At 45.9% G+C, this 12813-nt stretch carries 9 protein-coding genes; 5 read left to right on the plus strand and 4 right to left on the minus strand.

Annotated features, from left to right (window positions below):
• Nucleotides 1-51: 51 nt before the first annotated feature.
• The 3 genes from KO501_RS14895 to KO501_RS14905 all read left to right on the plus strand — a co-directional run bounded on the left by KO501_RS14895 (nt 52) and on the right by KO501_RS14905 (nt 4822).
• A complete protein-coding gene (locus tag KO501_RS14895; protein ID WP_216030456.1) occupies nt 52-774 on the plus strand; it encodes a choice-of-anchor H family protein in 723 nt (240 codons plus the stop codon).
• A gap of 92 nt (nt 775-866) precedes the next feature.
• A complete protein-coding gene (locus KO501_RS14900; RefSeq protein ID WP_216030457.1) occupies nt 867-2135 on the plus strand; it encodes an extracellular solute-binding protein in 1269 nt (422 codons plus the stop codon).
• A gap of 53 nt (nt 2136-2188) precedes the next feature.
• Nucleotides 2189-4822: an ATP-binding protein gene (locus KO501_RS14905; protein ID WP_252728432.1), complete on the plus strand. Its 2634-nt coding sequence runs from the start codon at nt 2189-2191 to the stop codon at nt 4820-4822.
• Nucleotides 4823-4899: 77 nt separating this feature from the next.
• Here the strand turns inward: KO501_RS14905 and KO501_RS14910 are convergent, their stop codons facing one another.
• From KO501_RS14910 to pepA, 3 genes are read right to left on the minus strand one after another with little or no spacing between them, the layout of a single operon-like run.
• Entirely contained in the window at nt 4900-7677 is a 2778-nt protein-coding gene (locus KO501_RS14910; RefSeq protein ID WP_216030459.1) for a valine--tRNA ligase, read from the minus strand.
• An 8-nt stretch (nt 7678-7685) separates the two neighbouring features.
• A complete protein-coding gene (locus KO501_RS14915; protein WP_216030460.1) occupies nt 7686-8114 on the minus strand; it encodes a DNA polymerase III subunit chi in 429 nt (142 codons plus the stop codon).
• Nucleotides 8115-8119: 5 nt separating this feature from the next.
• Nucleotides 8120-9625, minus strand: a complete 1506-nt coding sequence (gene pepA / locus KO501_RS14920; protein ID WP_216030461.1) for a leucyl aminopeptidase — start codon at nt 9623-9625, stop codon at nt 8120-8122.
• Nucleotides 9626-9912: 287 nt separating this feature from the next.
• On the opposite strand from pepA, the gene lptF reads away from it, so the two are divergent.
• Nucleotides 9913-11016, plus strand: a complete 1104-nt coding sequence (gene lptF, locus KO501_RS14925) for an LPS export ABC transporter permease LptF (protein WP_216030462.1) — start codon at nt 9913-9915, stop codon at nt 11014-11016.
• Complete coding sequence (lptG, locus tag KO501_RS14930) at nt 11017-12078, plus strand: LPS export ABC transporter permease LptG (protein ID WP_216030463.1); 1062 nt, start codon at nt 11017-11019, stop codon at nt 12076-12078.
• An 18-nt stretch (nt 12079-12096) separates the two neighbouring features.
• On the opposite strand, the gene KO501_RS14935 is transcribed toward lptG, so the two are convergent.
• Entirely contained in the window at nt 12097-12627 is a 531-nt protein-coding gene (locus KO501_RS14935) for an RDD family protein (RefSeq protein ID WP_354667837.1), read from the minus strand.
• Nucleotides 12628-12813: the final 186 nt, after the last annotated feature.

Consider the following 12813-nt stretch of genomic DNA (forward strand, 5'->3'; position numbering starts at 1 on the left):
CTTTGTGCACACTAGTCATCATAAGATACGTAGCAGCACAAAGGATGAATGATGCTCAATACCCCTTGCAAACCAGCAAAAACACTCGTACCTGCAATATTGGTAGGCATGTTAGCCGTACCTTTCACCGCTGTCGCTGACGATGGAATAAAGCTCACTGACACCAAAGAGTATCAATTTGGCGAACCCTATCAAAGCGAACAAGAACCTGCCCCTGTAGCCTCCACACCTGCCATCGCGGCAAAAACCACACCATCATCCAAAGCACGACTTGGGGCCAATTCAGTCACCACGCCAGATTTTTGGATCTATGACGCTTGGACACAATGGCAAAGGGATATTGACTACGATGGTTATTATCGCTCTCTCACAGTGAGTTTCGATGCCGATACCGTCTATGCTCAGGCATCTGTGTATGTGGTGATATATATTGGCGATGCTGAGGCTTTCTATCCCATACATACGTCATCTGATTTCTACATTTATGGTGAAAGCAGCACCGACGAATTTGTTATTGAAACGGATTTAATTTCTGGCTTTCGCCCCTTTGATTACGATGTGATGATCGAATTGTATGACGCCCAAACCGGTGATCTTGTGGCCGTGGCTGACCAAACCAATGATGCAGATCTCTCTTATATTCCACTAGAAAGTGCCGATTATGACGACGATTCGGTAGTGGTTGTAAGGGAACATGGCGGCACATTTTCCGGCACAATGTTGTCGATAATGGGCATTATGGGTTTGTGGCGACTACTGGGTTCTCGCCGTTAAACCATTTATTGTAAAAAATCATACTTTTATCTTTGGCAACAATGGCTAATCGGTGCCACAATGAAGTAACGCTTTAGCCCATGATAAGAGAAATGAGTAAAACGGACACTTCTGTTTCTCGCAGAAAACTACTTAAAGGCTCGCTAGCCACTTGGCTTACCGCGGGCTCTGTTCCCTTTGCCATCGGCAAAGAAAAACCCCTTGTCCGAGTGATGGGTACCCATGTCACATTGCAAGAAGCTTTGAAGCGCCAGGCAATGCAAGATCTTGGGATCAGGCTACATTATCAACCCGGTGGTAGTGCTGCCATTCTTCAAAAAGCCGCCATTAACCCCAGCAGTTTTGATCTTTATGAACAATGGTCTAACAGCATTAACGTGCTATGGCGAGCCAAATCCATTCAGCCTATCGAAAAGAAACGCTTAATCTATTGGGATGAAGTCAATAGTTTAACGAAAACCGGCAAAATTACGTCCAGTGCAAAAATTGGTGCCGGTGATGCGCCTCACAGAATTATTAATGTGCAAGAAGATGGCACATTAGGAGAACAACACACAGGGCAAATTAGCTTCTTACCCTATGTTCACAATGTGGATTCCTTCGGTTACAACAGTAGTAACCTGCCGCCGGAACTTAAAAATGAACCAGAAAGCTGGGGCTGGTTACTTGATTCAAGGTTTAGCGGAAAAGTTGGAATTGTAAACGATCCGACCATTGGCTTGTTTGATTTAGCCCTAGCGGCACAAGCAAAAGGCTTCTTAACATTTAAAAATATCGGCAATATCAGCCGTGCCGAGATGGATGAGTTATTTTCCCTCTTGATCGAATTAAAGCAACTGCAACACTTCAGTGGTTTTTGGACTTCGGTACCCGAGTCAGTGCGATTTATGAGCTCCAATCGAGTGACCATTGAAAGCATGTTTTCTCCTGCCGTTTCACAGCTTAACGGCAATAACATTCCGGTTCGTTTTGCGGCTCCCAAAGAAGGCTATCGAGGATGGCATGGTGTCATGTGCCTGTCTGCAGCTACCGATGGGCGAGTAAAAGATGCGGCATATGACTATATGAACTGGTGGCTGTCAGGTTGGCCTGGTGCATTTATTGCTAGACAAGGTTATTACATCTCTAACCCTTTGCGCTCCAAACCATACTTAAGTGATGCCGAATGGCAGTACTGGTATGAAGGTATGCCCGCCTCTGAAGCGCTAAAAGGTCCCGATGGCAAAGTCTCTGTTGTCAAAGGGTCGCAACGTTCTGGGGGCAGTTATGAAGATCGATTCAGCAATGTAGCTGTTTGGAATACCGTCATGCCGACTTACGAATACAGTCTGCAAAAATGGTATGAATTTATCACCTCATAGTGGCTTTTTTTCATATGTTTCACTCTATTCGCATTCAATTGATTTTTGTCTTAATGATAATGGTGATTTTGATCTTGGTTCAGAGCTTTCTTGGTCGAACCAACGAACAAGTATTAACCAACGGTATGAATAATACCCGCCAAGCCGTTATCGATGTGGGTCTGGTAGGTGAACTAGAACGCGATATTCTCGACTTGCAGCGCAATGTACTGATCTTTAAAGAAACAGCCAGTCAGTCAGCAGTAACTCGTTTTGAACGCCTCATGATTACCATTAAAGACAAACTTGAAGCGTTAGAAAACTCATCTATCTCTACCACGTATGACTACTCTGATGATGATGTGTTAGTACGCATGCGCAATCACTTAGTTGCTTATAAAGAAAACTTCCATGAAGTGGTAGAAGCGAGGCACGCACGGGATCAACTGATTCATTCTGGCTCGCTAATTACGGCAGAAGAGCTTGATGCGCTATTACTTGAAGCCCAACAACAAAGCACCATTTCGTCTGATGCCGTAGATGCCCTGCGCTTCCAAATTACTGAAGCAGAAAATGCCGCACTGCGGTATTTGTTGTCACCAGAATTAGATATTGTCAGTCAGTTTAATCGCTCACTGTTACCCGCTTATGACATACTCGACGAGAATCCCAGTGCCACATCCTCAGTGATTAAAACAAAAGTCGAAAACCTACAAGATACCTTTTTCCAACTAACGCAAATTACCCAAAACAATTTATTCTTAGTCAACGTGGTGATGGCGGGGTCGGCAAATGAATTTCTATTTTTAAGTCGAGAACTTGCCGACCGGGTGAATGCACAAACCAATGCCATTAATCGTAGTGCACAAAAAGCCGCCTTAGAGGCACGCATGAATGGCGAAATATATTCCGTCATCGCCATTGTACTTGCCATTAGTTTTGCCATCTTTACCGTCAGACGTATTCTCGGGCCTATCCGTACTATTACCTCTGTTTTTAATCAGCTAGCGGAAGGCAAAGAAGTAAACGTATTACCAGAATTACGGCGCAAAGATGAAATTGGCAAATTGGCCACCGCAGCTTCGGTTTTCCAAGAGAAAAATGATCAAACAAGACGGCTACTTAACAATGCGCAAAAACTCAATATTCAGCAAGAAGCCTTAAACCGAGAATTGGCAGACTCGAAGCAAAAAGCAGAACAAGCCACCGCGTCAAAAAGTATATTTCTTGCCAATATGAGTCACGAGATCCGAACGCCACTCAACGGCATTATTGGTTTGTTAGAGTTGGCCCATCAACAACCCATGTCTTCCATTTTAAAAGGCTACCTAGACAAAGCCTCCTATTCTAGCCAGATCTTGGTCAGCGTCATCAATGACATTTTAGACTTCTCCAAAATTGAGGCGGGTAAACTGGGGCTTGAAAAAGTCAATTTTTCCATGCATTCCATATTGGATAATTTATTGGCGGTGGTGAGTTTACGGGCCCAAGAGAAAAACCTGGCCGTACATTTAGAAGTGGATCCAAGCTTGCCCCCTACTCTTGTGGGCGACCCCCTTCGTTTATCGCAAATTCTGATGAACATTTGTACCAACGCGGTTAAATTTACCCAAAAAGGCGCCATTGATATTCGTATTAAAAGCATGGCAAATCAGACGGGCAACAAGGTGGTGCTGCGTATTGAGGTAAAAGATTCTGGGATCGGGATGACTCCGGCGCAAATAAATCGAATTTTTCAGCCCTTTACACAAGCTGATGGTTCGACTAATCGCAAGTTCGGCGGCACGGGATTAGGACTCACCATCGTGAAGCAATTAACCGAACTTATGGCAGGAAAACTGAAAGTAACCTCAGTGCCAGGACACGGGTCTATGTTTGTGATCACCTTACCTCTGGGGACCGATGCCACCCAAGAAAGGATTTTAAGTAATATCCCAGCGTTACCGTTAGGCAGTGCGTATTTCTCCGATAAGCCGCTTTTACCTCAAGACTATATGTCGATACTGGGCCTCAATACGGTAAGACAACCCTTATCATCCTTACAAAAAGATATTGGCGTACCGCCGTCGGTTTTAGTTGAAATTAACACCTACGCCGAGTTTAGAAAGTTACTAGAACAGCTGTTACAAGTTGAACGTCAGGGTGTCCACGTGGGCATCATCATGGAAACCCAAACCGGACAACTGCAAGAGAAAATTTTGAAACAGTGGTCGGGACCCATACTGCTTCACCCCTTTACGCCAGCTCAATACAAACGCTTTGTACACGAAATTGCGGGGGTTAAATTTGACGACGCTACCATTGAGTCTAGCGCCACCTCAGCCATGCTTGATGGGCATATTCTCCTTGTGGAAGACAACAATATAAACCAAGTGGTAACCGGGGAAATGCTTTCTTCTTTAGGCCTGACCTTCGATATTGCCGAAGATGGTCTGCAGGCGGTAACCAAACTTACCAACACACCAGGTTATGATCTTATTTTAATGGATGTGCAGATGCCCATTATGGATGGTTATGAAGCAACCAGACAAATTCGCCAAAAAGGGTTTAACGATCTGCCCATTATCGGTTTGTCAGCTAACGCCATGAAAGAAGATAAGCAACAAGCCATAGAGCATGGTATGACTGACTATTTAACAAAACCCCTAAAACGTGTGGCATTGGCCGCCATGCTACGCAAGTTCTTACATTTAGAAGGGCAAGAATAAGCTACTTAAATTAGCCGCATAAAAAAAGGAGCGAGTTATCGCTCCTTTTTTAGTTATCATCATTTCGCTGCGATTAATTACAACGCGCTAATGGTGGCATGCTGTTCTTTGAGTTTAGCCAGTGCTTTTTCTGCTTCATCTAACTTACCTCGCTCTTTGGCTATTACAGCCTCTGGTGCGTTACTGACAAATTTATCGTTAGACAACTTGCCTTTAGTTCGACTCACATCCTGCTCTAACTTACCCATCGCTTTAGCTATACGCGCTAACTCGGCATCTTTATCAATAAGACCGGCCATGGGAATGAGAATTTCCATCTCCCCTACCAAGGCCGTTGCACTTGCCGGCGCTTGATCCTTATCGGTTAAAATGGTCACTGATTCCAGTTTCGCCAGCTTATCGATAAAGGGAGCGGCTAATTCTAAGCGCTGGTGATCATGTTCGCTGACATTGCGCAGCAATGCATTAAGGGGTTTATTCGGAGAGATATCCATTTCACCACGTATATTACGAATACCAATAATGAATCGCTTCAGCCATTCTATATCCGACAACACCTTGTCGTTGTCTCGTTCAGCTAGCACTTCGGGGAAGGGCTGTACCATAATGCTGGTGTCGTTTTCCGCCACACCAACGTCACTTAATGGTGCCACACGCTGCCAAATAGTATCGGTGATAAACGGCATAAACGGATGCAACAATCGCAACAGATGCTCAAGGACATTAATTAGCGTATGACGGGTGCCACGTTTTTGCGCCTCGCTACTGGCATCGCTATTTAACACGGGCTTAGTTAATTCCAGATACCAATCGCAGAACTGATTCCAAGTAAACTCGTACACAGCTTGGGCAGCAATATCAAAACGATAGTCAGCCAAGGCAGATTCGAATTCCTTCAAGGTTTTTTGGAACTGTGCCCAAATCCATTGATCCGCAAGGCTTAACTCTTTTTCACCGCCATCACGACCGGTATCTTCGGTTTCTGTATTCATTAATACAAACCGAGACGCATTCCATATTTTGTTACAGAAGTTGCGGTAACCTTCTACACGCCCCATATCAAAATTAATGTCACGGCTAGTCGATGCCATAGCAGCAAAGGTAAAACGCAATGCATCGGTTCCATAGGCATTAATGCCATCAGGAAATTGCTTGCGGGTATTTTTCTCGATTTTCTTCGCTAACTGAGGCTGCATCATTCCGGAAGTGCGTTTAGCCACCAAGGATTCTAAATCGATACCGTCGATAAGATCTATGGGATCAAGCACATTCCCTTTGGATTTAGACATTTTATCGCCGTTTTCGTCACGAATAAGCCCGGTGATATAAATGTCTTTAAACGGAATTTTACCGGTAAACTTCTTCGTCATCATGATCATTCTGGCCACCCAGAAAAAGATAATGTCGAAGCCGGTAACCAATACTGCAGAAGGAACAAAGGTTTCTAAATCGGGGGTTTCTTCTGGCCAGCCCATGGTGGCAAATGGCCACAGTGCCGAAGAGAACCAGGTATCCAGAACATCTTCGTCTTGGAACAATTCAACCGAGGCATCCAATTTATAGCGCTCACGCACCTCATGCTCGTCACGGGCAACATACACGTTACCTTCGTTATCATACCAAGCTGGGATGCGATGACCCCACCACAGTTGACGGGAAATACACCAGTCCTGAATGTTATTCATCCACTGATAGTAGGTTTTATTCCAGTTTTCAGGCACGAAACGAATTTCGCCACTTTCCACTGCTTCTACTGCAGGTTTCGCTAAGGACTCTACCGCCACATACCATTGGTCTGTTAGGTACGGTTCTATCACCGCGCCAGTACGGTCGCCACGGGGAACTTTCAGCTTATGATCGGCCACCTTAACCAGCAGACCTTGGTCATCCAGATCGGCCACTATTTGCTTACGTGCATCAAAGCGATCTAACCCACGATAGGCCTCAGGGGCTTCATCGTTAATTTTAGCATCGGCGGTAAGCACATTGATCATGGGCAGGTTATGACGCTTGCCCATTTCATAATCGTTAAAATCGTGAGCCGGGGTTATTTTTACACAACCTGTACCAAATTCCGGATCAACATAATCATCGGCGATAATAGGAATAAGACGACCGGTAATAGGTAGGCGTATTTGCTTACCTAACAATGCCTGATAACGTTCATCGTCAGGATGCACAGCAACAGCAGTGTCACCTAACATGGTTTCCGGACGGGTCGTTGCTACCACCAATTCGCCAGTACCATCGGCTAACGGATAACGCATGTGCCACATGTGGCCGTTTTCTTCTTCGTTAAGTACTTCAAGATCGGACACTGCGGTATGCAAGACCGGATCCCAGTTAACTAAACGTTTGCCACGGTAAATCAAGCCATCTTCATGTAAGCGTACAAAAACTTCTGTTACCGCTTTGGATAGGTTTTCATCCATGGTAAATACTTCGCGGTCCCAATCGGTAGACGTGCCTAAGCGACGCATCTGCGATGTAATGGTACCGCCGGATTGGGCTTTCCAATCCCATATTTTCTCGATAAAGGCTTCACGTCCTAAATCATGACGGTTTTTGCCTTCAGCATTTAGTCGACGTTCTACTACCATTTGGGTAGCAATACCGGCATGGTCGGTACCCACTTGCCATAAGGTATTGTTCCCTTTCATACGATGGTAGCGGGTTAGCGCATCCATAATCGTTTGCTGGAAACCATGCCCCATGTGCAAACTGCCCGTCACATTTGGCGGTGGTAATAAAATACAATAAGGGTCGCCATGACCTGAGGGTTTAAAATAGCCAGCAGATTCCCATTTTTTATAGCACTGCTGCTCAATGGATTGCGGTTCGAAGGTTTTATCCATACTTACTCTCAACTGTCAGCCGACTTAAACTGCAATTGGCAGCCAGCCTGCTGATATTGTTTATAGCGAACTCGCGCCGCCTGTTTAGCATCATCTGCTACGGGCACGAAATCATAGATTGTTTGAAAAGATCCTGGGGAGCTTAACATTTCCCCACTTAAATTGACGAGTAGACTGCGACGGGAAAGCTGATTTTCCTGCCAGCATATTTCTACCGGTGTGCCGGGCCCCGGCCCTTCCCCATACATATTATGGGGAACAAAGCGGTCTGCGGGCAATTGCCATAACAATTCATCCACCGCTTCAGCAGAGGCTTGGTTAGCACACAACACGGCAATTTTTTTCTTGTTAGCGTAGGCATCAGCAACCAAATGACAAGCGCGAGGCTCCGCGCCGTCTGCCTCATCAGTCAGTTGCCAAAAGGTAACCTGTGGCATACGACTCAGTCCTCTAACTTAACGCCAGCTCGATTCATCAAAAACTGCGATAACATAGGAACAGGACGCCCAGTAGCCCCTTTATTCTTGCCACTACGCCAAGCCGTGCCGGCAATATCCATGTGCGCCCAGTTATACTTTTTAGTAAAACGAGACAAGAAGCAACCCGCAGTAATACTGCCAGCTTCACGGCCACCTAGGTTGGTGAAATCAGCAAAAGGACTGTCTAGTTGATCTTGATATTCATCCCAAATAGGCAAACGCCAGGCGCGATCAGAACTTTGCTCAGAGGCATTCAGCAATTCGTGAGCTAAGGGATTATGTGTACTCATAAGCCCGGTGGCATGACTTCCCAACGCCACAATACACGCGCCGGTTAGGGTTGCCACGTCTATCACCAATTCAGGCTCAAAACGTTCTACATAAGTTAATGCATCACACAACACCAAACGCCCTTCGGCATCGGTATTGAGCACTTCCACGGTTTGTCCCGACATGGTAGTGAGAATATCCCCCGGACGATAAGCCTTACCGTCTGGCATATTTTCACAGCCCGCTAAAACACCAATAATGTTTACCGGCAAGTTCAATTCTGCCACAGTCTGCATGGTGCCCAGAACACCGGCTGCCCCACCCATGTCATATTTCATTTCATCCATACCGGCGCCAGGCTTAATGGAAATACCGCCGGAATCGAAGGTGAGCCCTTTGCCCACTAAGACAATGGGCGCTTGATCTGCTGGGCCACCTTGATGATGAATAATGCTCATTAACGATTCGTTTTCAGAACCACGGCCTACCGCTAGGTATGAATTCATTCCCAGTTCAGCCATTTTGGCTTCATCTACCACTTCAGCAGTTACCGATTCGTAATTGGCCGCTAAAGATTGCGCCTGTTCCCATAAATACGCGGGATTACAAATATTGGGCGGCATGTTGGCAACGTCTTTTGTGAGGCTAGCACCTTTTGAAATAGCTAACCCGTGTTCAATGGCTCGTTCACCGACGGTCAATTCTCGGCGAGTGGGCACATTAAGCACAATTTTACGCAATGGACGACGAGGTTCGCCTTTTTTGGTTTTTAACTGCAAAAAGGTATAAAGGGAATCTTGAGTGGCTTCAACAGCTTGGCGAACTTTCCAATAGGTGTCACGCCCTTTGACATGCAGTTCAGTCAAGAAACACACAGCTTCCATAGACCCAGTTTCATTTAGGGTTTTAATGGTTTTGGCGATGATCTGCTTATACTGGCGTTCATCTAGCTCACGTTCTTTACCGCATCCAACCAGCAATACTCGCTCGCTCAACACATTAGGTACATGATGCAGCAATAGCATCTGGCCGGCTTTCCCTTCAAGGTCGCCTCTGCGTAATAGATTACTGATGTAACCTTCGCTAATTTCGTCTAACTGTTCAGCCACCGCAGTTAAGCGTCTCGGCTCGAAAACACCGACCACAATACATGCGCTGCGTTGCTTCTCCGGACTGCCACTTTTTACACTAAATTCCACGATAACACCTCGCTGTTTTTATCTTGTAAGTTGCATGAAGATAATTTCGCATAACGTTTTGCGCTGCTTTATGTTTTAATACGCAGTCATACAGGCATAAAAACTGCGAATATAAATTTGTTTATTCTGTCGTTCGTATCCGGACCGAAAGAGCCGGAAGACGTAAAATCAACGTCGTTTTCATGCAACCGAGTTATTGATACACAGGCAAAACTTGTAAAAACGGTAAGTTTACTCAAAATCGTGCACTTTTTCACTATAAATCCAAATTTTCCAGAGGTGTCGGAATGTTGATATTCCGTTATCTAATAAAAGAAACGCTGAAGTCACAAATGGCCATATTCTTTATCTTGATGGCCATTTTTATTACTTTGCGTTTTGTTCGTGTGCTTGGCGATGCCTCAGACGGTGACATTCCCGCAGGCCTAGTGCTTGGTTTTTTAGGCTTATACGCCCCTATCTTATCGTCACTGGTGCTGCCAATAAGTGCCTATCTTGGCATACTGCTGGCTCATGGACGCCTGTACGTGGATTCAGAAATGACCGTCATGCGTGCCTGTGGTGTCAGTGAATGGTATATCACCCGAGTGATGCTGCTGTTATCGCTAGTTATCATGGTCATTACTGGTTTCATCACCCTATATCTTTCACCGGCCGCCGCTGAAAGTGAGTACCAACTTAGAGAAAAAGCCAGAAGCGAAGCGGGCTTTTCAGCCATTATGCCAGGACGCTTTCAGCAAACAGGTAACGAGAAAGCGGTTATTTTTGTACAAGATGTGGACAACGAAGATGACACCCTAAAACGCGTTTTTCTGGCGCAAAATCAACACGTGGGTAGCGAAAATCAGGTACGCGTTGTGCAGGCAAATACCGGCCATATACAGAACAATCCAGATGGCACCCGCAACCTTGTGTTGCGAGAAGGCGTGCAGTACGAAGGAACACAAACGGAAAAACAATACCGTAAAATCACCTTTGACGAATACCAGATACAGATCGCCGATGAAAGTCAGGATGAACCTGGCCGTAAGGTCAGTGTGATCCCCACCATGGAACTGCTTGAGGACGACTCTTTAGAGGCTCGGGTAGAATTGCAGTGGCGTCTGGCGATACCTTTGTCTATTCCCTTTTTAGTGCTAATCGCAGTGCCCTTAAGCTCGGTGGATCCCCGACAAGGGCGCTTTGGCAAAATGTTTCCTGCCATCTTGCTGTATTTAGGCTATTTTATGTTGTTACTAGCCAGTCGCCGAGTGCTAGAAGACGGTAAGATCCCTATCCAGTTAGGCTTATGGTGGGTGCACGGCATTATGCTGATTATTGGCATTGCGCTTATTGTCCGTGACAGGCGCACCGGCACCGAATTGCGCGCTTGGCTATTGGGGAGAAAGTAGATGTTTCGTATTCTCGATTTCTATATTGCCCGTACCCTATTAGGCACCATAACCGTTACGTTATCTGTTCTTATTGGCTTGTCTGCGCTTATCAAGTTCGTCGAGCAACTGCGTAAGTTAGGCGAAGGGGATTACGACATGATGGCCGCTGGGCTGTATGTACTTTTAAGCCTTCCCCGAGACTTAGAGCAATTTTTCCCCATGGCCACACTGCTGGGCGGATTGGTAGGTATGGGTTTATTGGCCAGCAACAGTGAATTAGTGGTGATGCAAGCCGCGGGACTTAGCCGATGGAACATTATTAATTCGGCCATGAAATCAGCGGTAGTGATGATCATTATTGTGATGGCGGTGGGTGAATGGGTAACCCCCTACAGCGAATCGAAAGCCAAAGAAATACGTACACAGGCCATTTCTGGGGGCAGTTTATTTGCCTCAGAAGAATTGACATGGGCCAAAGACGGTAAGCACTTTGTGAGTATTGGGCAAGTCGTAACCAAGGAGTCGCTACGTGGGATCAGTATCTACGATTTTAATGACGACTTAACGTTACACACCCTTACCTATGCCGATGAAGGGCACTATGATGGGTCTACTTGGTGGCTGGAAGAATTGTCTGTTACCCAGTTTAAGGACAAAGAAATCACCGTAAAGAAATTCCCCCGTCAACAATGGGATTCCACCTTAACCCCCGATAAATTAGGCATTGTGGCAATAAAACCCGAAGCGCTGTCAATACAGGGTTTATATGACTATGTGCAGTATCGTAAAGGTAATGGTCAGGACAGTTCCCGCTATGAACTGGCTTTCTGGCGGAAGCTACTGCAACCCATTTCCATCGCCGTCATGCTATTAATGGCACTGTCGTTTATTTTCGGGCCACTGCGCAGTGTTACCATGGGCGCTCGGGTCATTATGGGCGTGTTAACTGGATTTGGCTTTTTCATTACCAACGAAGTGTTTGGCCCTCTCAGCCTAGTCTATTCTCTGCCCCCCGTAGTGGGCGCTATACTTCCTAGCTTGCTGTTTGCGGGCGTGGCTACCCTCATGCTACGTAGATAAACGGTGAGCACTTGTTGCTCACCAGCTTTTGTGATCGTTAGCTTCTTTACTCAGCTTTAGCATTTCTGTTTTTGCCACCCTATCTTGCAGCGACTGTTTATTTTTAAAATCAAGCAATACCAATAATGTACCTACCCCACCTAGCGAGGCTATCAGGCGTAAGGTTAAACGCCCCCATGTCATAGGTGCATCCACTGTACTGTAGATGCGCAAGCGCCATGCGCGCATGCCTAGGGTTTGGCCCCCTTTTTTCCAAAACCAGAGAAAAAACCCCGCCACCCAGAGCCCCACCCAAATTTGAATCATCACTTTGTACACGAGGGACTGTTGAATAAGTGCTGCGGGTGTCTCGTAACCCTGTATATCAAGAACACCATTGGACAGAAGCACGACTAGCGTTACGATCATCACCATGGCTGCACACATTCCCACCGCTATCGCCACCAAGGTATCGTAAATCATGGCCAGTAGACGACGAAAAAAACCTGCCCGTTGGGGGATATCACCAGATAAGGATTTTTGCTTATTACGGGGTTTATTTTTTGACACCAAACAGTTTCCCAAAACGCGCGATATTATCTTCGGATAGTACCTTACAAGCACACATGAGATCACCACCTAATCCCACGCTCTGCTTCACCATTTAGTAACAATTACACTTCAAAACCTTCTTTGCCATGTGCCCGTTATAGGAAAGCAGTTAGCGCCACAGATCTAACCAAAACCGACCTCGTT

It is taken from the genome of Alteromonas sp. C1M14, assembly GCF_018860965.1.
Taxonomy (GTDB): domain Bacteria; phylum Pseudomonadota; class Gammaproteobacteria; order Enterobacterales; family Alteromonadaceae; genus Alteromonas.

What these genes read in the sequence shown, in the direction of transcription:
- KO501_RS14895 (WP_216030456.1), top strand. Translation starts at nt 52, where the DNA reads ATGCTCAATACCCCTTGCAAACCAGCAAAAACACTCGTACCTGCAATA.
- KO501_RS14900 (WP_216030457.1), top strand. Translation starts at nt 867, where the DNA reads ATGAGTAAAACGGACACTTCTGTTTCTCGCAGAAAACTACTTAAAGGC.
- KO501_RS14905 (WP_252728432.1), top strand. Translation starts at nt 2,189, where the DNA reads ATGATAATGGTGATTTTGATCTTGGTTCAGAGCTTTCTTGGTCGAACC.
- KO501_RS14910 (WP_216030459.1), bottom strand. Translation starts at nt 7,677, where the DNA reads ATGGATAAAACCTTCGAACCGCAATCCATTGAGCAGCAGTGCTATAAA.
- KO501_RS14915 (WP_216030460.1), bottom strand. Translation starts at nt 8,114, where the DNA reads ATGCCACAGGTTACCTTTTGGCAACTGACTGATGAGGCAGACGGCGCG.
- lptF (WP_216030462.1), top strand. Translation starts at nt 9,913, where the DNA reads ATGTTGATATTCCGTTATCTAATAAAAGAAACGCTGAAGTCACAAATG.
- lptG (WP_216030463.1), top strand. Translation starts at nt 11,017, where the DNA reads ATGTTTCGTATTCTCGATTTCTATATTGCCCGTACCCTATTAGGCACC.